Source organism: Mycobacterium paraense (genome assembly GCF_002101815.1).
In the GTDB taxonomy this organism is placed as follows: domain Bacteria; phylum Actinomycetota; class Actinomycetes; order Mycobacteriales; family Mycobacteriaceae; genus Mycobacterium; species Mycobacterium paraense.
Genome location: NZ_LQPM01000002.1, coordinates 12,033 through 36,587, shown reverse-complemented (window position 1 = coordinate 36,587; position 24,555 = coordinate 12,033). Strand labels below are relative to the sequence as shown.

Here is a 24,555-nt window from a genome sequence, read left to right as displayed (position 1 = left end):
CTACCCCTCGCGCGAACCGATTCGCCGGAAGGCGGCTCGCAGGTGCGCCGGGTTCAGCGCCGGACGCTTGCGTTCGCGCGCCATCGGGTAGAAGCAGAGCCCGATGAGGATGGCGGCGAAGTGGCCGATCGCGGTGAAGTTCACGCCGTGGCGGGTCATGGTCAGCAGCGGAAAACCGAAGATGACGAACAGCACGCCGAGGTAGCCCCAGCGCCATGGCCGCGCGATGTGGTAGGTCAGCACGGCCATCACACCGACCAGGAAGTAGCTGACCCCGATGTCGCGGGCGTGCACCAGCCGCTCGGACGCCTCGTGCTCCTCGATCGCGTAGTACAGGATGCCCTCGCTGATGTAGGTCGCGAGAATGTGGGAGGTCAATCCCACCGTGAGCCAACGCAATTGGCCGAGCCAGTGCTCGGCCGGCGCCAGAAACAGGGTGAACAGCAGCAGGTACGGTTCCAGGTTCTTGCCGTCGAGCCACAGCAGGCTGGAAAACAGGACGTCGAGCGGATCGGTGCCCAGCGCGTGAATGTTGGTGGATCGGTGCAGCAGCACCGAGTGCAATTGGCGGCCGGGCAGTTCGTTCTGGATGATCGTGGTGATCGTCAGGACGACCAGCCACGCGTAGGTCAGCGGCGCGGTGACGACGAAGCGCCATGTGGCATGCCAGATGCGCCGCAGCCGCGTGCTCACCGATGCGTTTGCCACAAGTTCAACTGTTGCATGCCCGGCGTTGCTACGCGACGGTGACCGGCTCCGGTCTCAGGTGCCGCCACCAGCAGAAGATGTAGAGCAGCATCGCGTTGACGAGCGCGACGATCACCCACAACGTGACGGTGACGTCGACCCATGACCCGATGGGCGGCGCGTCGGGCAGCGCGTTGCGCAGCGGCATGATCGCGAACAACATCGCCGCATACCACGTCGTCATCGGCGGCTGGAATTTTCGCCGGTCGAGCGCCGTCAGCACGGCGACCGACAGACCGATCGCGGCGATCGCGATCATCATGGCGACGATGACGGCGGCGAACGCGGCCGTGCTCGGAGAGCGGCGCAGTTCCACCCGGTAGGGCGCGGAGATCGGCGCGGCGATATCCGATCTGCCGCTGACGGGTATGTCGACCCGCCAACCCGGAATGCGGTCGATGAACGTGACCGACGCCCGTTGCGGCACCGGGGAGGCGCCGCGGAACAGGTCAACGGTGATCGGCCCCGAGTGGTAGTGATCGAAGGGCCAGTCCGACGGGTCGCCCGTGATGGTCAGCGGAACGGGGGACACGCCGGGCACCGTGCCCTTCGGCCAGCTGCGCTTGGTGGGGGTCATCGCGGAATGGACCCAGACGGTGAGATCGTCGGTCAGGCCGCCGGTCTGCGGATCGAGCAGCTCGCGCCCCGGGGAAACGGTGACGTTGCCGTTCAGCCCGCCCTTGACCGACTGGAGCTCCTGCAGATCGATTGTCACGGTGGTCCCGTCGGTCGCCGCCTGCCCCTGGGTGATTTGGCGGGGGCAGCCGCACCCGGATCTGGCGTAGAGCCCGACCGTGATCGCGTAGGTCGCCACGAACAGCACCACCAGGCCGATGATCAGCAATCTTCCGGAGCGCCTGTCTCGCTTCGCCGAACCATCCGCCGACAATGTGCCTCCCCGTTCGCTCGCGTGACTTGACCGCCCGGAGATTGTACGGGCTATTCGACGGTGACGGACTTAGCCAGGTTTCGCGGCTTGTCGACGTCGTAACCGCGGGCCTGCGCGACCGACGCGGCGAACACCTGCAGCGGGATGGTCGACAGCAGCGGCTGCAGAAGCGTTGACACCGAGGGGATTTCGATGAGGTGGTCGGCGTAGGGGCGCACGGTGTCGTCGCCCTCCTCGGCGATCACGATGGTGACCGCGCCGCGGGTCTGGATCTCGCGAATGTTGGACAGCAGCTTGGCGTGCAGCGTGGCCTGCCCCTTGGGCGAGGGCATCACGACGATGACGGGCAGGTCGTCTTCGATCAGCGCGATCGGGCCGTGCTTGAGCTCGCCGGCGGCGAACCCCTCGGCGTGCATGTAGGCCAGTTCCTTGAGCTTCAGCGCGCCCTCCAGCGCCACCGGGTAGCCGACGTGGCGGCCCAGGAACAGCACGGTGGAGGACTGGGCGAACCGGTGCGCCAGCGCGGCCACCGGCTCGATCGTCCCCAGCACCCGGGCCACCATGTCGGGCATCGCCTCCAGCTCGCGGTACTCGCGCTCCACCTCGTCGGGGTACTTGGTGCCGCGGGCCTGCGCCAGCGCCAGGCCGACCAGATAGTTGGCGGCGATCTGCGCGAGGAAGGTCTTGGTGGACGCCACGCCGATCTCCGGGCCGGCGCGCGTGTAGAGCACCGCGTCGCATTCCCGCGGGATCTGCGAGCCGTTGGTGTTGCAGATCGCCAGCACCTTGGCCTTCTGCTCCTTGGCGTGGCGGACCGCCTCCAGGGTGTCGGCGGTCTCCCCCGACTGCGAGATGGCGACGACGAGGGTGCTGCGGTCCAGCACGGGGTCGCGGTAACGGAACTCGCTGGCCAGCTCGACCTCCACCGGCAGCCGGGTCCAGTGCTCGATGGCGTACTTGGCGAGCAGCCCGGAGTGGTAGGCGGTGCCGCAGGCCACCACGAACACCTTGTCGATCTCGCGCAGTTCCTGGTCGGACAGGCGCTGCTCGTCGAGGACGATCCGGCCGTTGACGAAGTGCCCGAGCAGGGTGTCGGCCACCGCGGTGGGCTGCTCGGCGATCTCCTTGAGCATGAAGTACGGGTAGCCGCCCTTTTCGGCGGCGGCCAGATCCCAGTCGATGTGGAATTCGCGGTACTCGACGTCGACGTTGCCGTGAAAGTCGGTGATGCGGTAGCCGTCCGCGTTGATCACGACGGCCTGGTCCTGGCCCAGTTCCACGGCGTTGCGGGTGTGTTCGATGAACGCCGCCACGTCGGAGCCGACGAACATCTCGCCGTCGCCGACCCCGATCACCAGCGGCGTCGAGCGCCGGGCCGCCACGATGGTGCCCGGCTCGTCGGCGTTGGCGAACACCAGGGTGAAGTGGCCCTCGAGCCGGCGCAGCACCGCCAGCACGGAGGCGACGAAGTCGCCCGCCGTCTCGCCGTGGCGGTACGCCTGGGCCACCAGGTGCACCGCCACCTCGGTGTCGGTGTCGCTGGCGAACTCCACGCCGGCCGCCTCCAGCTCATGGCGCAGCTCCGGGAAGTTCTCGATGATGCCGTTGTGGACGACGGCGATCTTGCCGGCGGCGTCGCGGTGCGGGTGCGCGTTGCGGTCGGTGGGGCGCCCGTGGGTGGCCCAGCGGGTGTGGCCGAGGCCGGTGGTGCCCGCCTTCGACGCCAGCGCCATCTCCGCGACCGCCTCTTCCAGGTTGGCCAGCCGGCCGGCGCGACGCCGGACGGTCAGTTTGCCCTGGCCGTCGACCAGTGCGATCCCCGATGAGTCGTAGCCGCGGTACTCCATCCGGCGCAGCGCGTCCATGACGACCTCGCAGGCCGGACGGTGTCCGACGTAGCCGACAATCCCGCACATCCTGAACAGGGTAGTGCAGCGAGCGCACCGAACCCGCCAGCACGCCGCCGACCTGCGGTTATCTCCGCCGGGGCGCGCCAAGAAATCGTTGAGAATCCCTGAAGGCGCGGGTCCGAAGCTAGAGCCATCGACACCAGGCACGGGAAGGACCGCCGCGATGCATTCACACCGCCTTCACGAAGGATCGGCGCTCATTTCACCGGATGTATTCGTGTCGTTCCCATTGGCTTCCGCTACCCAGCAACCGGTCGCTTTACACTGCGAAATGTCGGGTAACAGCTGGCAACAACCCGCGGCCAGCGGAAAGAACAACGGGGGTGACGGTCGGCCGCTACCGGCGAATCTACCTGCTAGACAAGGATTTAGCGCGACGCTGCGCCGCCGAAAATCCGGCCGGTAGTCCTTCGCGAAATGCCGATAGTTCAACTTTTCGTAAACCTCAAGAAAATGACCATCTAGCAAATGTTAATAACAGAAATCCGGGAGTCGGTAAACGACCCGTAAAGAGCTTTCAGGAGGGAATCATGACCGCTGTTCTGTTCGACGAAGTGGTGACCGCCACCGCGCCTCGGCCGAGCGTAGCGCCCGCCGCGAAGCGGACCCCTCGCCCGCCGGTCGGCGGGGGCGACCCGATGGTCGACGCGGCCTCTCGTTTGCTGAGCATCCCGCTGCGCCACCTGTACGCGGCGCTGTGGCGGGTGGGCGTCATCGAGGTCACGGCCTAGCGGCGCCATGCGCTAACGTCGACGGGTGGCTCGGATCCGGAAGCTCGTCGCAGCCCTCAGCCGCCGTGGCCCGCACCGAGTTTTGCGCGGTGACCTGGCCTTCGCCGGTTTGCCGGGGGTGGTGTACACGCCCGAGTCGGGGCTCAATCTGCCCGCCGTGGCGTTCGGCCACGACTGGCTCGCCGGCGCCGCCCGCTATTCGGGCCTGCTCGAGCACCTGGCGTCGTGGGGCATCGTCGCCGCGGCGCCCGACACCCAGCGGGGCGTGGCGCCCTCGGTGCTCAACTTCGCCTTCGACCTGGGCACCGCCCTCGACATCGTCGCCGGCGTGCGGCTGGGGCCCGGCAAGATCAGCGTGCATCCCGCCAAGCTCGGCGTGGTGGGCCACGGTTTCGGCGGCTCGGCGGCCGTGTTCGCCGCGGCCGGCATGCCCGACAAGCCCGCGGCGGTGGCGGCGCTGTTCCCGGCGGTCACCACTCCCCCGACCGAGCAGCCCGCCGCGACGCTGAAGGTGCCCGGCCTGATCCTGACCGCGCCGGGAGATCCGAAGTCGCTGAACTCCAACGCCCTGGCGCTGGACGCCGCGTGGGACGCCGCGACGCTGCGCATCGTGCACAAGGCCGAACCCGGCGGCCTGGTCGAGGGCCGCCGGCTGGCCAAGGTGGTCGGGCTGGCCGGCCCGGACCGGCGCACGCAACGATCGGTTCGGGCGTTGCTGACCGGCTACCTGCTCTACGCGCTGGGCGGCGACAAGACCTATCGCGCCTTCGCCGATCCGGACGCAAAGCTGCCGCGGACCGATCCTGTCGATCCCGAGGCCGAGCCGATCGGCCTGGAAGACAAGGTCGTCGCGCTGCTCAAGTAGGCGCGCGGGCGGCGCGTCAGCCTGCGGCGTCGCCCAGGCAGTGGCCCTGGTCCTTGAGGATCGTCCCGCCATGGGCGGCGGCCAGTGCCGCGCCCTCGGCCTCGTCGCTCGTCGGGCCCCAGCCCCCGAAGTACTTGGTTTGGGCGGCGTTCTTGGCCAGCGCGACGCAGCCGCCCGGCCCGCTGGCCAGAACACGGCAGTCGCTGACCCGCTTGCGGCACTCCGACATCACCAGCTGCTCGGCGGCGGATCGGCTGGATTGCCCCACATACATTCCCGAGATATGCCCCGTGGAATCCGATATCGCCATCGCGATCCAATTGTCGTCGGCATTCGCGATGGGCGTTGCTGCGAAGGCCCCGCCAATGGCGATCGCCGCCGCTACCAGCTTCTTCATCAGTCTTCCCGCCCCAATTTCTTTTGCCCCGCATTGTTGCCGCGCAAGCAAGAAGACTATTACAGGAGACGACTTCCCGCGACGGGAGCAATTCTGCGCAACGCCCGGCCGACCGCGGCGCGCCGCCGCCGTGGTATCTGTCGTGGATGCGAATCGGGATCGCTCTGGACTACTCGGGCGGGTTTCACGACGGCGTCGACCGCATCGTCGAACTCGAAAAGGCCGGCATCGACGTCGCGGTGGTAGCCGAGGCCTATTCCTTCGACGCCGTCAGCCAGCTCGGGTACCTGGCCGCCAAGACCAACACCGTCGAGCTGGCGTCGGGGGTGTTTCCCATCTACATCCGCACGCCGTCGCTGCTGGCGATGACCGCCGCCGGCCTGGATTTCGTGTCCGACGGGCGCTTCCGGCTCGGCATCGGCACGTCCGGGCCCCAGGTGATGGAGGGGTTTCACGGCGTCGAGTTCGACGCCCCGCTGGGCCGCACCCGCGAGATCGTGGAGATCTGCCGGCAGGTGTGGCGCCGCGAGCGGGTGCAGTACGCCGGCAAGCACTACCAGATCCCGCTGCCCGCCGATCGCGGCACCGGCCTGGGCAAGGCCCTGCAGCTGATCAATCACCCTGTGCGCGAACGCATTCCGATCTCCATTGCGGCGCTGGGCCCGAAGAACGTCGAGCTGACCGCCGAGATCGCCGAGGGCTGGCAGCCCGTCTTCTACCTGCCGGAGAAGGCCCACTTGGTGTGGGGCGAGGCGCTGGCCGCCGGGGCCGCCAAACGCGATCCGGCGCTGGGGCCGCTGGACGTCATGGTGCACGCGTCGCTGGCCATCGGCGACGACGTCGAGGAGCGGCTCGCCTGGGTCAAGCCGCAGCTTGCCCTCTACCTGGGCGGCATGGGCGCCAAGGGCCGCAACTTCTATCACAACCTGGCCACCCGCTACGGGTTCGGCGAGGTCGCCGACCGGATCCAGGAGCTCTACCTGTCCGGGCGCAAGGGCGAGGCGATCGCCCTGGTGCCCGACGAGCTGGTGCGCGGGATGTCGCTCGTCGGGCCCCGCGGGTATGTCGCCGAACGCCTGGCCGCCTTCGCCGAGGCCGGCGTGACGACGCTGTTGGTGAGCCCGCTGGCCACCAACGCGCGCGAAGGCCTGCGCTTCGTCGAGGACGCGCTGGCGCTGCGGCCCGCCTGAGCGCTCATCGCCCCGCCTGCGGGAGTTGGTCCGCGGCGATCTGGCACGGCGTTGCTGCCTCGGTCGCCGGGGGCGGCGGCTCGGCAACCGGAGCGGCCGGAGCGTCGACCGGAGCGGCCGGAGCGTCGACCGGCGCGGCCGGCGCGTCGACCGGCGCCGCCGGCGCCTCGTCCGGTATTGCCTGCTCGGCGGGCTGGGCCGCCGCGGTGTCCGGCGCCTTCTCGGCCTCGTTGACCTCTTTCGGCGCGTCGGGCTTGTCCTTGGTGTCTTCCGCATCATCGGGTCGGAACGGATCCTCGTCGCCGAGGGCATCTTCGGGGTCCGCCGGGTCACCCGCCGAATCCAGCAGGGAGCCCATCGCCTCGACGATCCGGTTGGCCAGCCCGCCCAGACCCCCCAGACCGCCCAGGCCGCCGCCCACGTCGCCCGCGGGCATGGCCGAGGCGGTCCCCAGGTCGGGCAGGGGCGGCGCCGGGATCGGCGCAGTTGGCGGCGGAATCGGCGTGGGTGGCGACGGGATCGCCGCGGGCGGAGCCGGAATGGGATCCGCCGCCGAACCGGGGAACGCCGCGGCGGGCGTGACCACCGCGGGCGGGGCCGGCGGGCTCGCCGGGCGCGGCTGGTAGTCGGGCCCGAAGTCGCCGGGCACCTCGAAACGCGCCGGCGGCGCGGCGGCCATCCGGTCGATGACCATGTCGTAGGACGTGTCCACCCCTTCGACGGTCGAACGCATCGTCGTCAGCCAGTCGTCGCGAATCTCGTTGTCCACGTACGGCTGTATCTGCTCACGGACCACGCCCTCGGCGCTCGTCCGGTCCCCCACCCCGGTGGTGACTGCGGCCGCCGCGGCCAACCACCCCGGTTGCTGGGCCCGCGTGCGATCGTCGATGGCGATGGCCGCCGCGACCTTCGAGTCGACCAGGTACCACAGGTTGTCGCGCAGGGACTCGCACCGCTGGGCCGCCGCGCGGACTTCCATGACCACCGCGCCCGCCGCGTCGCAATGACGCTCCAGGAACCGGACCGCGGATTCGCCGCCCGGGCCCGCCCACGCTGCGGCGAGGTCGGCAAGCTGGGCGCGCTGCAGTCGCAGCGCTTCGGCGACCGCCGCGCCCGCCGCCCGCAGCTCGGTGCAGTCGCGATCGAGCGCGCGAAGGTCGAGGCCTTCTTCGGTGTCGTACCACTCGCGAATCCGCAAGGGATGCGACGTCATTTCGGGATATTGGTAGCCGAGCGCGTGGCACGCCCGCACGTAGGTCTGGGTGTGCTCGACGGCGGGCCGGCCCTCGGCGAGGCGCTCGGCGACGTCCAGCCGTTCGGCCACGGTCAGGCGATCCGCGCCGCGGCGTACAGTTCGGCGTCGGCGTAGCGGTCGGCACCCGCGCGCAGCGCGGCGGCGGTCTCCGCGGCCGCCCGCGACCACCGCGTCACCTCGGCCGTCAATCGCTCCAGCTGGACGCGCAGGGCGTCGCCGCGAGCGGTGTGCGCCCGGCCCGCGCAGGCACCGCCAAAAGCCAACCGCGCCAAATGATCTCCCACGGCGCGGTCGAGGAGTTCGGCGACAGCGCCCAGCTGATCGGCGACCCTGTGTACCCCTGAGCTATCGAGTCTCATGCCTAATCCGACGCCCGGCTCGGCGTCGGGGTTCCCGCGCGAAACGATCAGCGCGCGGCGCTCACCGCTTCCGCGACGCGGGTGGCGACACGATGCGCGACATCTTCTTCGGGCGCCTCCACCATGACCCGGATCATCGGCTCGGTTCCCGAGGGGCGCAACAGGATTCGGCCGGTGTCGCCGAGTTCGGCCTCGGCCTTTTCGACGGCGGTCTGCACCGAGGGCGCCGCGGCGGCGGTGGCCTTGTCGGCGACCTTGACGTTGATCAGCACCTGCGGCAACGACCGCATCACCGAGGCCAGGTCGGCCAGCGACGAGCCGGTCTGCACCATGCGCGTCATCAGCCGCAGCCCGGTGACGATGCCGTCGCCGGTGGAGCCGACCGCGGGCATCACGATGTGGCCCGACTGCTCCCCGCCGAGGCTGTAGTCGCCGGCACGCAGCTCCTCCAGGACGTAGCGGTCGCCGACGCCGGTGGTGCGCACCGCGATGCCGGCCGAGCGCATCGCCAGGTGCAGCCCGAGGTTGCTCATCACGGTGGTCACCAGCGTGTCAGAGGCCAGCTCGCCGGCGTCCCGCATCGCCAGCGCCAGCACGACCATGATGTGGTCGCCGTCGACGAGGTCACCGTTGGCGTCGATGGCCAGGCAGCGGTCGGCGTCGCCGTCGTGCGCCAGACCGATGTCGGCGCGGTGCTCGAGGACCGCCGCCTTGAGCGAGTCCAGGTGGGTCGAGCCGCAGCCGTCGTTGATGTTGAGCCCGTTGGGCTCGGCGTTGATCGCGATCACCCGGGCACCGGCCGCGCGGTAGGCGCGCGGGGCCACCGACGACGCCGCACCGTGGGCGCAGTCGACCACCACGGTCAGGCCGTCCAGCCGCAGCGTGCAGGTCTTGGACAGGTGGCGCAGGTAGCGGTCGGCGGCGTCCTCGGCGTCGATGCGGCGGCCGATGCCGGCGCCGACCGGGCGCAACCCGGGCCCGGCCGCGACCAGCTCCTCGATCTGATCCTCGGTGTCGTCGTCGAGCTTGTGGCCGCCGGGGCCGAAGATCTTGATGCCGTTGTCGGGCATCGGGTTGTGCGACGCCGAGATCATCACCCCGAAGTCGGCGTCGTACGCGCCGGTGAGGTAGGCCACCGCGGGGGTGGGCAGCACCCCGACCCGCAGCGCGTCGACGCCCTGGCTGGTCAGCCCGGCGATCACGGCGGCCTCCAGCATCTCGCCGCTGGCCCGGGGGTCGCGGCCGATCACGGCGACCCGCCGGCCCGGCCGCTCGGAACTCGCCAGGTGCCGGGCCGCCGCGGCGCCCAGGGCCAGCGCCAGCTCCGCGGTCAACTCGCGATTGGCGACCCCGCGGACACCGTCGGTGCCGAATAGTCGACCCATGCGCTAAAACCTCTCACAGTTGCCGGTCGTTCACCTAACGTGCCCGTTCTTTTCTGACCGAAACCACGCGCGTGGGTGCGCAGACACGCCGCAACGTTGCCAAGTTGCGGCCAGAAAGAGACGCCGATCAGCGCTTGCTGTACTGAGGCGCCTTGCGCGCCTTCTTCAGCCCGTACTTCTTGCGCTCGGTGGCGCGCGGGTCACGCGTGAGGAAGCCGGCCTTCTTCAGGGCGGGCCGGTCCTCCGGGGAGGCCAGGATCAGCGCCCGGGCGATGCCCAGGCGCAGCGCGCCGGCCTGACCCGACGGGCCGCCGCCGTGCAGCAGGGCGAAGACGTCGAAGCTTTCCACCCGGTCGACGGTCACCAGCGGGGCCTTGATCAGCTGCTGGTGCACCTTGTTGGGGAAGTAGTCCTCCAGGCTGCGGCCGTTGAGGTCGAACTTGCCGGTGCCGGGCACGATGCGCACCCGCACCACGGCCTCCTTGCGGCGGCCGACGGTCTGGATGGGCCGCTCGAACACGAACGACTCGGCGGGACGGGCGGCCGGAGCCTCGGCCGGGGTCTCCGGGACCTCCGGGGTTTCCGGGGTCTCGAGCGCCTCGGTTGTTTCGGTCACTGGGCCACCTGCTTGATCTCGTACGGAACCGGCTGCTGAGCGGTGTGGGGGTGCTCCGGGCCGGCGTAGACGCGGAGCTTGCGCTGAATCTGACGGCTGAGCTTGTTCTTGGGCAGCATGCCGACGATGGCCTTCTCCACGACGCGGGTCGGGTGCTTCTCCAGCAGCTCGCCGGTGGTGCGCTTGTGCAGACCGCCGGGATACCCCGAGTGGCGGTAAGCCAGCTTCTGCTGCAGTTTGTCGCCGGACAGGGCGACCTTCTCGGCGTTGATGACGATGACGAAGTCACCGCCGTCGACATTGGGCGCGAACGTCGGCTTGTGCTTGCCGCGCAGCAGGTTGGCCGCCGCGACGGCAAGGCGGCCAAGCACCACGTCCGTGGCGTCGATGACGTACCACGACCGCGTGGTGTCACCCGCCTTGGGCGCATAGGTGGGCACAGCGCTTACCTTCTCTTCTTCTCGAGGTGGATCCCGGGTCGAGCCGGGTGCCGGTCAGGCGTTCGCGGTGGGGGTTGATCTCGGCGACCGACATTGACCCGAGGCCCCGGCGTACCGCACGCCAACCGAGCAGCTTACAGAGGCGCGTCCCCGCAGGTCAAAATCGGATCCGGACGCTCAGCCCTCCCGGTAGGACCAGGCGCGCAGTCTCGCCGCGATCTCGTCGAGATCCCGCACCGTGCCGGCGGCCGTTCCGACCACGAAGTCGAAGCGGTCGTCCTCCGGCGCGCCGATCCACTGCCCGTTGATCGCCAGGAACGTCCGGCAGGCGGTCCACGCGAGGCGTTTGTTCCCGTCGACCAGCGCGGGGTTGCGTATTAAGGAGTGCAGCAGCGCGGCGGCCTTCAGGTGCAGATCGCGGTAGGCATCCTCCCCGAACACCGAGGCGCGGGGCCGCGCCAGCGCCGATTCCAGCAGGCCGTAGTCGGCGACGACGACATCTGGACCGACCGCCGCCCGGGCGACTTCCATCAGGTCATCGAGATCCAGGTACTCGGTCACGCGTCCTTGAGTCGCTCCAGGACCGCGGCCTCCTCGCTCACCACGCGCCGCAGCGCCCCGGCGACCTTGGCCTGGTGCGCACGCCGGGCGATGTACTCGTCGAGGCCGAGAGCACGACGGCCTGCATCGAGCGCCCCTCCGCGGCCGCCTGCCGGCTTGATACCAGCTGACTGTGTGGTCCCGGCGGCTCTCCACCGCCGGGACCACACAGGGGCCAGCAGAGCTACCTCGCCCAGACGCCGGCGGCCCGGCGGTCGGCGTTCGCCATCTCCTCCGCGCCGTCACGCACCGCATTCCCGAGGTCGACCAGTATCTCGTTCAGCGCAGTCGCCGCCTGATGCCACTTCAGCTGCGCGACCTGGTACGCGGCGGCCGCCTCGCGGGTCCACAGCTCTCGCAGCGGGGCGATCTGCGAGCTCAACTCGTCCAGCGCCGCGTTGAAACGGGCAGCCGTGGCATGGATTTCCTGGCGAACCGAGTGTTCGATTTCGCCGAAGTTGTAGGACAGGACCTGATCCACCGTGATCCCTCCCTCACAGGTTTGCGCCGGCGGCGGCGATGCGATGGGCGTGGTTCTCGCCGGCCTCCAGCAGCGCGGCCTCGTTCTGCCGGATCGTCTCGGCGATCGAATGCAGGACGTGGTAGAGCCGCGTCGACTCGGCATTCCAGCGATCCACCACGTCTTTGAACCGAGCGGCCGCGATCCCACCCCACACAGAACGCGGCACCGTGTCCATGCGGCCGATGAAGGCCTGCAGCATCGCCCGGATCTCGTCGTTGCGCGCGTCCGTCGTGGCAGCGACCGAGCGCATGAGGCCGAAGTCGGTACTCAGAGTGTTCGCCATATCAGATTGGACCGTGCGGGACGCCATACGGTTCCGCCCGATTCGTCGGCTCAACCGATCGCGTGGGCGGATCGCACCGCCTGTTCGCACGCGTCGCGGACGGCCCCTTCGTCGGCGGGACGGCTCTGGCACCCGACGCTGATCCGCACCGGCCCGTCCAGCAGCACGGTCCATCGCACGTGGTGTGTGGCGCGCATCTCCCGGTAGGTCACCGCCGGGCGGCCCGCGCTGCTTCCCGTCGGGTTGAAGTCGACGAATACGCCCGTGGGTTCCGCGTCGATCGCACGTTTCAGACGCTCGGCGGTGCCACTCAGCGTTTCGCCGGGCACCGGCGACTGGGTGACGTGCAACGCCACTTCGGGATCCGACGGGGACGTGACCTGCACCCGGGCGGACCCGGGCCCGGTGATCACCCGCTGCGCGGACCAGTTCGCCGGCACCGTCAGCGCCACGCGGCCTTCGACCAGAAACGTCGTGGGCGCCATCGACACCGCGACCGACGGCGAGGGGCCATGCCCGCCGCGGGACGCCCCGCCCGACATCACCATCGGCAAGACGGTGAGCAGCAGGGCGGCCGCCGCCAGCCCGCCGGCCGTCCGCGCCCGGGATCGAACGCCAACGGTTCCGGCGCTGCCCGTTGAATCGCGCGTATCGTCCGGCAGCGAAGCAGCCGCCTGGGCCAACCGTGCCAGCCGGGCGTCTCCGATCTCGACCGCGGTTCGGCCGTTCTTGCGGACGGCCGCGGCGATCAACGCCGCCAGGGCCGGTGCGCCGGCCACCGTGCCGGGTGCGTCGATCACGACCACCGCGGCGCTCATGCCCGCGATGAGCGTCACGACCTCGTTGGCAACCGAATGCGGTTCTGCCACCCGCGGTATCGCGGCGACCTCTGAGCCGGTGATCGCGACGAGTCGCTCGGCGATCTCCACCGTCACGACTGCCCCGGCGCCACTCCGGGCCTCGGGCGCCCGCGCCAGCAGCCACGACCTGTGCCGGGCCATGGCGTCGGAGCCGAAGGTCTTGGCGGCGCGGGCCACCCGGTCGACACGCGCCGACGGCCACCAGGATGGATGAACGACGAGCAGGCCGTCGCCGTCGGCACACTTCACCGACCGCAGCGCGACGCACCACAGCGAATCGACGGTCACCGGGCGGCCATCGACCAGCGCCACCCGATCGTCTACCGCTGCCAGCGCCTCCCGCACGACCTCGCCAAGGTTTTCTTCGGCGGGTTCGCCTGTCCCGCAACACAATCGGCGGATGGTGCCCGGTCCGGCCTCGAGCACCGCCCGGTGGCGTGTCATGGCGGCGGGCTCCAGGCCACTTGCACAACTTGTTCGCCACCCGCGCGGGTCACCAGAACGCCACGCCCGGGAGGCATTGCCCGCGGGCGCCCGCCGCCCCACGATGCGCCCTCGTCCGGGCGCCGGCTCATCATCAGCGTCATGCAGCCGAGGTCGCGCAGGGCCGCCAACAACGGCTCGAACAGGGCACGCTCGGCGCCGCCGCTGCGCCGCGCCACCATCAGGTGCAAGCCCAGATCCCGTGCGTGGGGCAGGTATTCGACGAGGGCCGCGAGCGGGTTACCCGACGCGGCGGCCACCAGGTCGTAGTCATCGACCACGACGAACAGCTCGGGCCCGGACCACCACGACCTGGCGCGCAGCTGCGCCTGGCCGACATCCGGTGGCGGCATCCGGCGCCGCAGCGAATCGAGCAGGCCGGGTAACAGTCCTCCCAGCGCGGCCAGGGAGATGGCGTAGCCACCGAGGTGGTCCGATTCGACGACGCCCAACAGGGCGCGGCGATAATCGACGACCAGCAGCTGGGCTTCGCCTGCGGTTGTCGTCCGCACGATCTCGCGGCATAAGGCCCGCATCGTGGCCGTTTTCCCGCACTCGTTGCCCCCCATGATCAACAGATGCGAGTGTTGACCGAAATCCAGTGCGACCGGCGCCAATTCGCGCTCCTCCAGGCCGAGCAGGATCCGCGCACCGAGTTGCGCACCCGCTGCCCGGACGACGGCGTCGTGGTCCACGCGCGGGGGAAGCAGCGCTATCGGGGGCGCGGCCTTTCCATCATCACGGATTCGCTCGGTGGGCAATGCGATGATCATGTGCAGGCCCTCGCGGGATAGGCCACGGCCCGGGCTGTCGAGGGGCACTTGCTGTGCCCGCCTGCGGTCTATCTCGGAATCCGCGGGATCGCCGAGCCGCAACTCGATGCGGGTGCCGATCTGATCTCGCAGCGCGGGCCTGATCTCGGCCCAGCGCGATGCCGACAACACCACGTGCACACCGAACGAAAGCCCCCGCGCCGCAAGGGCGGCGACCGGGGCCTCGAGTTCCTCGAATTCCTGCCGTAGGGTCGCCCACCCGTCGACGACGAGGAAGACATCGGCGAGTCGATCGTCGTCTTGCTCGTCGTCACCCCGGTGGTTCTCTCGTTGGCGGACAACAGCTTCCATCTCCGCGACCATCCGCCGCGCCAGCCCCGGATCGGCCCGTCCGGCGACGGCGCCCACGTGCGGCCAGGGGCGCAGCGAGCCCAGCGCTCCGCCACCGAAGTCCAGGCAGTAAAAGCGCACCCGCCCCGGGCCGTGGGTGGCAGCCAACGCCGTGATGAGCGTGCGTAGCGCCGTCGATTTGCCCGATCGGGGCGCCCCGACGATCGCCACGTTGCCCGCGGCCCCCGACAACTCCACCAGCAGAGGCGTGCGGGACTGCTCGAAGGGACGGTCGACAATGCCGATCGGTACGGCCAGGCCGCCCGCCGCCGTCGGGGCGTCGTGCAGCAAGGTGTCCACGGCCGGCGCCTCACCGAGCGGCGGCAGCCAAACGTGGTGCGCCGGCGGCCCATGCCCGGCCAGCCGGTCGAGAACGGATTCCAGGACGGTCCGAGTGGCCGAGCCGTCACGCCCGGCCCTGCGCGCCAGGGGACCGGCCGGCCGAGTGCTGAATAGCCGCACCGACGCCGCCGGCGCGGACGTCTGCGTGTCCGCCGGCACCGTTCCCGACACGAACGAGGCCTGGAAGCGAACCGGCTCGCCGCCGCTCGCACGCAGAAAGCCCGCGCCGGGCGTGCCCGGTAGCTCATACGCGTCAAGCGTGCCCAGCACCGCACGTGATTCGGCGGCAGACAGGGTCTTCAGGCAGATCCGATACGAGAGGTGGGCGTCCAGGCCGCGCAGCCGCCCCTCATCGAGGCGCTGACTGGCCAGCAGCAGGTGAATGCCCAGCGACCGGCCGAGCCGGCCGATCGCGACGAACGTGTCGGCGAACTCTGGGTGGCGGCTGAGCAGTTCGGAAAACTCGTCGACGATGATCAGCAGCGCGGGTAGGGCGTGCAACCGGCCGCCGGCGCTGCGCGCGCGTTCGTAGGCCGCGACGCTGGCGCACCGCGCCGCTCGCAGAATTCGTTGCCGGCGGTCCATCTCGCCGGCCAACGCGTCATGCATCCGCGCCACCAGCGGCGCCTCGTCGGCGAGGTTGGTGACGACGGCGGCGACGTGTGGCGCGCGCGCCAGATCGAGAAACGTTGCGCCCCCTTTGAAGTCGATGAGCAGCAGGTTGAGCGCCGCCGGGGAGTTCCGGGCGACCATCCCCAGCGCGATGGTGCGCAGCAGCTCCGATTTGCCCGAACCGGTGGCGCCCACGCAGAGCCCGTGCGGGCCCTGGCCCTTTTCCGCCGCCTCCTTGATATCCAGTTCCAGTGGCGCGCCGTCGAGCGCGATCCCGATGGGAACGCGCAGCCGATCGCGGTCACCTTGGCTGCGCCACAAGGCCGCCGGATCGAAATCGGTGAGCCTGCCGATCCCCGCCGAGTCCTGCCAGGCGCCGTGCGGCGCGGGGCCGACCCGATACCCCGCGAGCCGGCGGGCACACGTCAGGGCGTCGACCATGTCCATCGCATCGGGGCAGTGCAGCGGTTCGGCCTCGTCGCCGCGCCGGATCGTCACCGGCGTGCCCTCGCCGCCGGCGCCGACCTCGAGGAGCGTGACGTCCGTGATCGCAGCGGGGGCCGCAGGCTCGCCGAGGTCGGCGACGACGATCGCGTGCGATCCCACGTCGGCGAGCGCGCTCCGCGCCTCGGCCGGACTGCGATACACCATCCGGGCGGAACCCACCGCATCGGTGGCGGTCGGATGTTGGTTGTGGGGCAACCACTTCAGCCAATCCCAATGCTCGCGATTCGCGTCGCTGACCACCCCGGCGATCCGCAAGTGATCCGGCGGGTGCAGCGCGGCGAGTTGGCAGATCATCGCGCGCAACAGTGCGCGCACCGCGGGCACATCGCCGTCGATCCTCACCGTCCCGGCGGCGGACAGGGCGATCGTGATGGGCACATCGGGCACAGTGGAATGCGTTTGCAGGAAGCGGCTCAGGGCCGCGGCGGTGACGGGATCCCAGGGCTCATGGGACGAGGGCTCCGCGGCCAGCAACCGGGTGGGCAGCGGCCGGCTGCCGACGCCGACTCGGGCCACGCAGAAATCCGGGTCCGAAGCGCTGCGCTCCCACATCCGCGCGCCGCCGATCAACGTCCACAACGTGTCGGGATCCGGATTGCTCCGCGCCAGCGAAAGGCGGTGCGCAGCCTCGATTTCGGTGACGGTGAGGCGGAGCCGGCTCAGGTAGCAGAGATAGTCGGCGCGGTCGGCGTCGACGCCTCGCCCCTGCCGTTGGCGACGTCCGGCGGCCATCGACACCGCCATGGAAACCAGCGTCATGGCCGGAAATGCCAGGAGCGCCGGATTGCGAGCGACCGTCGACCCCGAGTAGACGGCCGCCGCCATGACGCCGAGGGCCGCCACCGACGCCACAACGGGCAGCCATCCGGGTGATCGTGGCGGCGGACGACCTGACGGCGCGTCGATGACGATGTCGGCCGCGTCGTACGCCTGCGGCGGCCGCCGCGCCACCGGCGCGAACCACTGAGTCATCCCGGCCCTCCCACGGTTGGGGCGACGGTATGCAGTGCCGAAGTGGGCGGCAAGTCGCCTGTGGATAGCGGGATCTCGCGCGACGGGGAACCGGTTACCGTGCCCCTAGTCCGACAAAAGGAGGCATCGTTGCCGGGGACCGATCGGGGGCTACGCCGTGTGTCGGTCCACGCCGGCGGCACCGCCGTCGACGTGGCGCTGCCCGCGGACGTGCCGGTCGCCGTCCTGATGCCGTCGATCATCGACATCCTGGACGGCCGCGACGACGGCGCTTCCGCTGAACCCGTGCCGAGGCGCTACCGGCTGTCCCGGCCCGGCGCGGCCGCGTTGAGCACCTCGACGACGTTGGCGCAGCACGGTGTCCGGGACGGCGAAGTGCTGGTACTGACCGAGTCCGCCACGCCGCCACCCGCTCCGCGTTGCGAGGACGTGGCGGAGGCCGTTTCGGCGGTGCTGGACTCAACGGCGCGGCCCGGCAGCAGCTTGGGGCGCCGGCAAGCGATTCGCCTGACCGGCGCGCTCGCCGCGACCGTCCTGACCGGCATCGGTGGGCTGACACTCATCCGAAACGCGTTCACCGCCAAGGCCACCGGCGAGGCCGTCGCCGTCATGGTGTCGGCCGGGTTGGTGGCCGTGCATTTCGCGCGGATTGCGCACCGCACGCATGGGGATGCGTTGGCCGGGCTCACGCTGAGCGTGATCGCCACCACGTGCACTGCGGTCGCCGGCTACCTCGCGGTGCCCGGTGTGCCCGGTCTCCCCCACGCGGTGCTGGGCGCGATGACGGCGGCCGTCACCGCGGTCCTGGCGCTCCGCCTATCCGGCTGCGGCGCGGTCACATTGACCGCCCTCGCGTGCGTCGCGACGATCGTCGCGGCCGCGGCGCTGGTCGGTCTGATCACCGCCGCCCCGCCGCACGTCATTGGCTCGGTATCGGCGCTCACGTCCCTGGGCCTGCTCGCCCTGGCGGCGCGGATATCGATCGCCATTGCCCGGTTGTCGCCACAGCTGCCACCGGCACCGGACCTGGACGCCAAAGCGGTCCGGGCCCGGACCTGGTTGACCAGCTTGCTCGCCGCGTTCGCGTGCGCGGCCGCGCTGGGCGCCGTCGTGACTGTGCTCGCCGCCCCGCACGGTCCGCCCCGCATCGTTTTCGGCGCGCTCACGGGGGTGCTGCTGTTGCTGCGCGTTCGGCGCGGCGACGGCAGGGACGCCCCGGTGTTCGCCACGTGCGGAACGGCGGTCATCGCAACGACTTTCGTCGCATTGGGGTCATGTGGGGCATGGACGGCGGCGACGACGACGGCGCTGGCCGCCGCCGCGATGTGCCTGGGCTTTGTGGCTTCGGCGGCATCCCCATCGCCCGTGCTGCGCCGCACCGTCGACGCACTGGAGGGACTGGCCCTGGTGGCAATGGTGCCCATCACGTGCTGGGTATGCGGCCTCTACGGCGCCGTCCGCGGCTTGAGTCTCCCGTGAACGCGTCACGCGCCGCGCGGCTCTTGGCGGCGTCGGCACTGGTAGCGCTGGCTCAGCTGGGGGCCCCGACGGCACACGCGGTTTCGCCGCCGAGCATCGACGACAAGTGGCTGCCCAAGCCGGCTCCGCCGGCGCCGCCGTGGCCGACCCTGCAGCGCGAAACCTGCGCGCCGATGACGACGGACGCGACACGCGGCGACCGGGCCCCACTCGTCGGCGACCTGCCCCAGGTTTGGCGGCTTACCCGCGGCGCGGGACAACGCGTCGCGGTGATCGACACCGGGGTCTCACCGCACCCCAGGCTGCCGAACCTGGTGGCCGGCGGCGACTATGTATCGACCGGCGATGGGACCCAAGATTGCGACGCGCACGGCACCCTGGTGGCCGGAATCATCGCCGCCGCAGGCGATTCCACGCCCGACGGCTCCGCCGGGGTGGCGCCCGAAGCCACCGTGATCAGCATCCGCCAGTCCAGTTCGAAATTCGTCTCCGCCGGCGACCGTTCGCGGTCAGCGGTCGGCGACGTGGACACCATGGCAAAGGCCGTCCGCACCGCCGCCGACCTCGGCGCCTCGGTGATCAACATCTCCTCGATCGCTTGCGTTCCGGTCGGCTCGACCCTCGACGACCGAGCGCTGGGGGCCGCCTTGGCGTATGCGGTCGACGTCAAGAACGCCGTCGTCGTGGCCGCGGCCGGCAACAGCGGCGGCGCCGCCCAGTGCCCGCGCCAGCGGTCCGACGCGACCTGGCAGACAACCACTGTCGTGGTCAGCCCGGCCTGGTATGACGACTACGTGCTGACGGTCGGCTCGGTCAACGCCGAAGGCGCGCCGTCGGACTTCACCCTCGCCGGCCCCTGGGTCGATGTCGCGGCGCCCGGCGAGACCGTGACTGCTCTGGGCACACAACCGGTTTCGGGCACCAGCTACGCGGCGCCCGTCGTCAGTGGGCTGGCCGCGCTGATCCGAGCGCGCTTTCCGGCGTTCACCGCGCGACAGGTGATGCAGCGCATCGAGTCAACCGCGCACCACCCACCCGACGGATGGGATCCGCTCGTCGGCAACGGCACCGTCGATGCGCTGGCCGCGGTCAGCACCGACTCCAGTCCCCCCGAAACCGCCAGGCCGACACCGTCGCCCGTGCCGATCGTCACGCCGCCGCAACCGACACGCCCGGATCGGCACGCCCGTGACGTCGCGCTGCGGGGCGCCGCCATCTGTCTCGTTGCACTGATAGGGCTCCTGGCAGCGGGACGGTTACGGGCGTCCGCCCACCGTGTCGCGGGCGACTGACGCGCCCTGCCTGCTCAGTTCCGGTCCGGACGGCAGGGCCGCCAGCACCGGCCACGGCGCCGGAATAGGCTCCGGAAGGCCAAGATCGCGCGCGGCGTCGTCATCGTGGACGGCGAACCGCACCCCCGTGTCGGTGACGAGGTAGCGCGTGCCGGTTCGGTTACCGTCCCGCACGTAGGCGCTCCGGCCGGGCGGCAGATATGCCCCGTCCAGCGCGGGCCCGCGGCCATCGGCTTGAGCCAGGGTCACCGGGGTCCGACCGGCCGGCACCGGCAGGCCGCCGCCGATCAGGAACGCGGTGTCGAAATCTCCGGACGGCGCGGGCAGGGATGCGACGCACAGCGTGCCGCCAACGTCGAGTTCCGGTGCCCGGTCGGGGAAATCGCCCACCGGCAGCACGTTCGCGACCGCTGCGGCGCGGATCGCGTCGGGCGCGACGGTGATGGCGTTGGCGGTGCCCTGCGAATCGCGGAAACGCAGGAGGTCCGCGGCCACGCGCCCGATGCGCTGGACCCCGGCGGGCAAGACGACGTAGTACTCGTCGGCATCACCACGCGCGATGCGCAGCACGCTGCCGACGGAAAACCCGGGCAGCCCGGCCGCGGTGGTGCCCAGTCCGCGAATCCGTGGAGCGCGTATCGCCGGACCCTCGGGCACCGCGTTGAGCAACGCCTGCGAGACGAGTTGCGGTGCGCGGCCCTCCAGCCGGAGTGCGCGCACCACCGCGGCGTCGGAAAGGTCCACCACCGCGCGTTGCCCGTTGAAAAGCAGGTAGGCCGGCGAGCCCGATGCCGGCGTAACCAGGAGCCCGTGGCCGGAGGCCAGCCGGTGGGCCGGCGATCCTGCGGTGGGACCGACGACGACGGTCGTCCCGCCGCTGCCGTCCGTGTCGCAGATCGTCCAGGCCGATTCGTCCGCTCGCAGCGGCTCCCCGATCAGCTGCGGGGCGCCCGGAATGCCGAGCAACGGACCGCGCTTGGTGCGCGCCAAATCGGACTCTCGGACCGGCCGGGGGTTCGCGGCCGTCTGCGCGATCAGCCGCGCCGACGCCAGGTTCAGCACCGGATGCCAGGCCTCGCCCACCCGCACATACAAGGCGCCGGATTGTTGGCCCATGATGATCCGGGCCTGCGCGAGGTCCGCCTGCGGCCGCAGCACGCCCAGTAACGCGCAGCCCGCCACCGTGATGGCGGCCAGAACGCACCCGACTCCGAGCGCCGCCGAATCCGCGCGCAGCGGTTCGTCTGCGGCGTGAATGTCGCGCCCCAGCAACGCGCACTCGAGGCGGCGCAGCAGAAATCGGTAACCGCCGACCGGTAGCCGGGTCGTCGCCCGGCGCAGCTGCGAACGGTCCAAAATACCCTCGAAAAACTTGTGGAATCCGTCTCCCGGCTTTAGTTAAGCCGCAGGTAGACCGCGGCCGCGCCGGTTATCCACAGGCCGCCGAATTTCGATTCCCGCTGGTTGCCGGTAATATTTCGGCGTGTCTTCCCATCGCATAGGTCGCTGGGTGGGCCCGGGGGTTTCCGCAGTGCTCACCGCCACCGGCCTGCTCCTGTCCCCGACGGCGACGCCGGTCGCCTCCGCCTTCGACTGCCCGGACGTCGAGGTCATCTTCGCCCGCGGCACCAACGAGCCGCCCGGCCTAGGCCGCGTCGGTGACGCGTTCGTCGACTCGCTGCGCCAGCAGACCGGCCTGAACATCCTGCCCTACGGGGTGAACTACGCGGCCAGCAAGCTGCAGCTGCACGGCGGCGACGGCGCCAACGACACCATCGACCGCGTCAAGAAGAGCGTCGAGACCTGCCCCAACACCAAGATCGTGCTGGGCGGCTACTCGCAGGGCGCCTCGGTGATGGACATCGTGGCCGGCGTGCCGATCGGCGGCATCAGCTGGGGCAACTCGCTGCCGCCGCAGTACGCCAACAACATCGTGGCCGTCGCCACCTTCGGCGACGTGGCCGACCGCGCCGGCGGGACGCTGCCCGCCCAGAGCGCGCTGCTCGGATCCAAGGCGATCGACCTGTGCAATCCGCAGGACCCGATCTGCCACGCGGGTCAGGGCAACGAGTGGAGCGGCCACACCGAGGGCTACGTCCCCGCCTACACCACCCAGGCCGCGGCCTTTGTCGCGTCCAAGCTGATGGCCGGGACCAGTCCGCAGGTGCCCGGCTACGGCCCGCAGACGCCCGGCTATCCGCCGCAGTCGCCCGGTTACGGCCCGCAGACCCCGGGTTCCGGCCCGTCGGTGCCCGGCAACGTCCCGGCGCCCAACACGCCGAACACGCCGTACGCGCCGCCGACGCCGAATCCTCAAGCGCCGCTTGTCTAAATCGTTACCGGGCCTTGATTTTGGCCCCTTAGCCTCGTTGTGTGAGGCTTATCCGCTTGGGGCTGACCGCCGCATTCCTTGCGGCGGTCGCGCTTTTCGTCGTCCCTAAGCTGTTGCCGCTGGCGTCGGCGTCGTGCCCGGACGTCGAGGTGGTGTTCGCCCGCGGCACCGACGAGCCGCCGGGCGTCGGGAAGGTGGGCCAGGCCTTCGTCAACTCGCTGCGCCAGAACACCCGCAAAAGCGTTGGGGCGTACGGGGTTAACTACCCCGCGAACAAGGACTTCCTGGCCGCCGCCGACGGCGCGAACGACGCCAGCAACCACGTCCAGCAGATGGCCAACAACTGCCCGAAGACCAAGATGGTGCTCGGCGGGTATTCGCAGGGCGCCGCCGTCATCGACATCGTCACCGCCGCACCGCTTCCCGGCCTCGGCTTCCACCAGCCGCTGCCCGCTGCCGCGGCCGACCACGTCGCCGCCGTGGCCCTGTTCGGGAACCCGTCCGCGCGGGCGGGCACGCTGATGAGCGCGCTGACCCCGGATTTCGACGGCAAGACCATCGACCTGTGCAACCCCGGCGACCCGATCTGCTCCAACGGCAACAAGTGGAGCGCGCATTTGGGCTACGTGCCCGGGTTCACCAACCAGGCCGCCACTTTCGTCGCCAGCCGCGTCTAGCGCCGATGGTGGCGACCCGCATCGCCCGGCTAGGCCGCGCTCGCGATCGCCACTAGCCTCGCGTGCGCAGATCGCGCGTGATCAGAATCCGCGCGGCCAGCTGGTCGTCGGGCGGGTAGTCGACGCCGACCATCGTCAGCCCGTGCGCGGGCGCGGCGGCGAAGTCGCTGGACCGGTCCGTGGCCGAGAGCAAGTCGCGGCACCAGGACGCCGGGCGGCGGTGCTCGCCGACGGCCAGCAGCGCCCCGACCAGCGACCGCACCATCGACCAGCAGAACGCGTCGGCGGTGACGTGCGCCGTGATCAGGTCGCCATCACGTGACCAGTCGAACCGCTGCAGGTCGCGGATGGTGGTGGCGTTCTCGCGCTGCCGGCAGAATGCAGCAAAGTCGTGCAGTCCCACCAGATCCCGCGACGCGGCGGCCATCGCCTCGACGTCCAGGTCGCGCGGCCAGGCGGTGACATAGCGCGCCTGCTGTGGCTCCACCCCGTAGGGAGCCGTCGACAACCGATACACATAGTGGCGCCGCAGCGCCGAGAACCGGGCATCGAAAGCCGCTGGGGCGCGGGCGATGTCGAGCACCCGGACGTCGGTGGGCAGGAACCGGCCCAGGCGGCGCACCAGCGGCAGGAACTCCGGCTCACCGACCCGCGGCGCGCGCGGGTACGCGTTCGGCAGCGCGTCGGCAGGCACGTCGACGTGGGCGACCTGCCCGGTGGCATGGACCCCCGTGTCGGTGCGCCCGGCCGCGCGCAGCCGCACTGGAGCGCGAAAGACCGTCGTCAGCGCCTCATCGAGGACGCCGGCGACGGTCCGCTGCCCGGCCTGGGCAGCCCAGCCCGCGAATTCCGTTCCGTCGTAGGCGATGTCGAGCCGCAGACGGACCTGAAAATTCGGGTCGTTAACTCTCGTCAGCCTCGTCCGCTTCGGCGGCCTCGGCCTCGGCCCGCGCCGCGATGGCCTCGTCGTGCTTTTCCTCAGCGGCAGCCTCGGTCTCCGTCGCCTCGGTCTCCGTGCCTTCGGTCTCCGTGGCCTCGGTCTCGGCCGGCTCCACGACATCGTCGGCCGTCGGCCCCTCGGCCGCCTCCGGCTCGACCGCCGCCTGCGGCGCCGCGGCCGCGGCCACCGGCGCCTCCGCCTTCTTCGACGCCTTCACCCGTCGCGCCCGGTCGGCCTCCGACGTCACCGTCTTCTCCCGCACCAGCTCGATCACGGCCATCGGGGCGTTGTCGCCCTTGCGCGGCTCGACCTTGATGATGCGGGTGTAGCCGCCGTTGCGGTCGGCGAAGAAGGGCCCGATCTCCGCGAACAAGGCGTGCACCACGTCCTTGTCGCGGATCTTCTTGAGCACCTCTCGACGGTTGTGCAGCGTGCCCTTCTTGGCGTGCGTGATGAGCTTCTCCGCGTACGGCCGCAGCGCACGAGCCTTCGGCTCGGTCGTCTTGATCCGGCCGTGCTCGAACAGCGACGTCGCCAGGTTGGCCAGCAGGGCCTTCTGGTGGGAAGACGACCCGCCGAGGCGAGGGCCCTTGGTGGGCTTGGGCATTGCGCTATCTCCTAAGTGGGGCCGACCCCCGTATCAGGTAGGGCCGGGACGGACTTCAGTTATTGGTATCCGGTTCCTCAGCGGCCGCTGCACGGCCGC

General features: G+C 70.6%; 24 protein-coding genes. 7 read left to right on the top strand and 17 right to left on the bottom strand.

Translation table 11 applies throughout. The annotated features are described in order from the left end of the window. Genes AWB89_RS00735 through glmS form a run of 3 tightly spaced genes read right to left on the bottom strand, consistent with a single transcriptional unit; the run spans position 1 to position 3,552 of the window. Complete coding sequence (locus AWB89_RS00735; protein WP_338152732.1) at positions 1-708, bottom strand: rhomboid-like protein; 708 nt, start codon at positions 706-708, stop codon at positions 1-3. A 28-nt stretch (positions 709-736) separates the two neighbouring features. Then, complete coding sequence (locus tag AWB89_RS00730) at positions 737-1,636, bottom strand: DUF4436 domain-containing protein (RefSeq protein ID WP_085096386.1); 900 nt, start codon at positions 1,634-1,636, stop codon at positions 737-739. A 50-nt stretch (positions 1,637-1,686) separates the two neighbouring features. Next, a complete protein-coding gene (glmS, locus tag AWB89_RS00725; RefSeq protein WP_085171147.1) occupies positions 1,687-3,552 on the bottom strand; it encodes a glutamine--fructose-6-phosphate transaminase (isomerizing) in 1,866 nt (621 codons plus the stop codon). Between the two features lie 524 nt (positions 3,553-4,076). Here glmS and AWB89_RS00720 point away from each other — a divergent pair. Beyond that, complete coding sequence (locus AWB89_RS00720) at positions 4,077-4,277, top strand: Rv1535 family protein (RefSeq protein WP_085171146.1); 201 nt, start codon at positions 4,077-4,079, stop codon at positions 4,275-4,277. 25 nt (positions 4,278-4,302) lie between these two features. Next, positions 4,303-5,142 (top strand): dienelactone hydrolase family protein, encoded by an 840-nt coding sequence (locus AWB89_RS00715; protein ID WP_085171145.1) that lies wholly within the window; start codon positions 4,303-4,305, stop codon positions 5,140-5,142. 16 nt (positions 5,143-5,158) lie between these two features. Here AWB89_RS00715 and AWB89_RS00710 read toward each other — a convergent pair whose 3' ends face one another. After that, on the bottom strand, positions 5,159-5,539 hold the full coding sequence (locus AWB89_RS00710; RefSeq protein ID WP_085096395.1) for a DUF4189 domain-containing protein: 381 nt from the start codon (positions 5,537-5,539) through the stop codon (positions 5,159-5,161). A 146-nt stretch (positions 5,540-5,685) separates the two neighbouring features. Between AWB89_RS00710 and AWB89_RS00705 the strand changes: the two genes are divergently transcribed. Beyond that, entirely contained in the window at positions 5,686-6,729 is a 1,044-nt protein-coding gene (locus AWB89_RS00705; RefSeq protein ID WP_085171144.1) for an LLM class F420-dependent oxidoreductase, read from the top strand. A 4-nt stretch (positions 6,730-6,733) separates the two neighbouring features. On the opposite strand, the gene AWB89_RS00700 is transcribed toward AWB89_RS00705, so the two are convergent. From AWB89_RS00700 to eccCb, 10 genes are all read right to left on the bottom strand, one after another. Further along, positions 6,734-8,053, bottom strand: a complete 1,320-nt coding sequence (locus AWB89_RS00700) for a hypothetical protein (RefSeq protein ID WP_085171143.1) — start codon at positions 8,051-8,053, stop codon at positions 6,734-6,736. 2 nt (positions 8,054-8,055) lie between these two features. After that, positions 8,056-8,343, bottom strand: coding sequence for a hypothetical protein (locus tag AWB89_RS00695; RefSeq protein ID WP_085096401.1), 288 nt, complete (start codon positions 8,341-8,343; stop codon positions 8,056-8,058). Positions 8,344-8,390: 47 nt separating this feature from the next. Then, positions 8,391-9,728 (bottom strand): phosphoglucosamine mutase, encoded by a 1,338-nt coding sequence (glmM, locus tag AWB89_RS00690; protein ID WP_085171142.1) that lies wholly within the window; start codon positions 9,726-9,728, stop codon positions 8,391-8,393. Positions 9,729-9,855: 127 nt separating this feature from the next. Next, positions 9,856-10,344 (bottom strand): 30S ribosomal protein S9, encoded by a 489-nt coding sequence (rpsI, locus tag AWB89_RS00685; protein WP_085171141.1) that lies wholly within the window; start codon positions 10,342-10,344, stop codon positions 9,856-9,858. Beyond that, positions 10,341-10,784 carry a 50S ribosomal protein L13 gene (gene rplM, locus AWB89_RS00680; protein WP_085171140.1) on the bottom strand — a complete coding sequence of 148 codons (444 nt, stop codon included), beginning with the start codon at positions 10,782-10,784 and terminating at the stop codon, positions 10,341-10,343. Before rplM ends, rpsI begins: the two co-directional genes overlap by 4 nt. A 177-nt stretch (positions 10,785-10,961) precedes the next feature. Further along, positions 10,962-11,345, bottom strand: coding sequence for a type II toxin-antitoxin system death-on-curing family toxin (locus tag AWB89_RS00675; RefSeq protein WP_085171139.1), 384 nt, complete (start codon positions 11,343-11,345; stop codon positions 10,962-10,964). A gap of 223 nt (positions 11,346-11,568) precedes the next feature. After that, a complete protein-coding gene (locus AWB89_RS00670) occupies positions 11,569-11,871 on the bottom strand; it encodes a WXG100 family type VII secretion target (RefSeq protein WP_142282393.1) in 303 nt (100 codons plus the stop codon). A 7-nt stretch (positions 11,872-11,878) separates the two neighbouring features. Next, positions 11,879-12,190, bottom strand: a complete 312-nt coding sequence (locus AWB89_RS00665) for a WXG100 family type VII secretion target (RefSeq protein ID WP_142282387.1) — start codon at positions 12,188-12,190, stop codon at positions 11,879-11,881. 50 nt (positions 12,191-12,240) lie between these two features. Next, the gene (locus AWB89_RS00660; protein WP_085171137.1) at positions 12,241-13,494 is read right to left on the bottom strand and encodes a type VII secretion-associated protein; all 1,254 of its coding nucleotides are present in this window, start codon (positions 13,492-13,494) and stop codon (positions 12,241-12,243) included. Continuing rightward, entirely contained in the window at positions 13,491-17,129 is a 3,639-nt protein-coding gene (gene eccCb / locus AWB89_RS00655) for a type VII secretion protein EccCb (protein WP_085171136.1), read from the bottom strand. The genes AWB89_RS00660 and eccCb overlap by 4 nt, the downstream gene beginning before the upstream one ends. A 159-nt stretch (positions 17,130-17,288) precedes the next feature. Between eccCb and eccD the strand changes: the two genes are divergently transcribed. Next, on the top strand, positions 17,289-18,608 hold the full coding sequence (gene eccD, locus AWB89_RS00650) for a type VII secretion integral membrane protein EccD (RefSeq protein WP_277621909.1): 1,320 nt from the start codon (positions 17,289-17,291) through the stop codon (positions 18,606-18,608). Continuing rightward, positions 18,605-19,900 (top strand): type VII secretion-associated serine protease mycosin, encoded by a 1,296-nt coding sequence (gene mycP / locus AWB89_RS00645; RefSeq protein WP_241520393.1) that lies wholly within the window; start codon positions 18,605-18,607, stop codon positions 19,898-19,900. Before eccD ends, mycP begins: the two co-directional genes overlap by 4 nt. Here the strand turns inward: mycP and eccB are convergent. Next, positions 19,865-21,256, bottom strand: a complete 1,392-nt coding sequence (gene eccB / locus AWB89_RS00640) for a type VII secretion protein EccB (protein WP_241520392.1) — start codon at positions 21,254-21,256, stop codon at positions 19,865-19,867. The two genes, mycP and eccB, sit on opposite strands and share 36 nt — an antisense overlap. A gap of 127 nt (positions 21,257-21,383) precedes the next feature. Here eccB and AWB89_RS00635 point away from each other — a divergent pair, with 127 nt between their 5' ends. Together AWB89_RS00635 and AWB89_RS00630 are read left to right on the top strand one after the other, a co-directional pair. Next, positions 21,384-22,232 (top strand): cutinase family protein, encoded by an 849-nt coding sequence (locus AWB89_RS00635; protein WP_085096417.1) that lies wholly within the window; start codon positions 21,384-21,386, stop codon positions 22,230-22,232. 50 nt (positions 22,233-22,282) lie between these two features. After that, positions 22,283-22,909, top strand: coding sequence for a cutinase family protein (locus AWB89_RS00630; RefSeq protein WP_372515369.1), 627 nt, complete (start codon positions 22,283-22,285; stop codon positions 22,907-22,909). Positions 22,910-22,961: 52 nt separating this feature from the next. On the opposite strand, the gene truA is transcribed toward AWB89_RS00630, so the two are convergent. Continuing rightward, positions 22,962-23,777: a tRNA pseudouridine(38-40) synthase TruA gene (truA, locus tag AWB89_RS00625; protein ID WP_241520396.1), complete on the bottom strand. Its 816-nt coding sequence runs from the start codon at positions 23,775-23,777 to the stop codon at positions 22,962-22,964. 34 nt (positions 23,778-23,811) lie between these two features. Further along, a complete protein-coding gene (gene rplQ, locus AWB89_RS00620) occupies positions 23,812-24,456 on the bottom strand; it encodes a 50S ribosomal protein L17 (RefSeq protein WP_085171133.1) in 645 nt (214 codons plus the stop codon). Between the last annotated feature and the right edge of the window lie 99 nt (positions 24,457-24,555).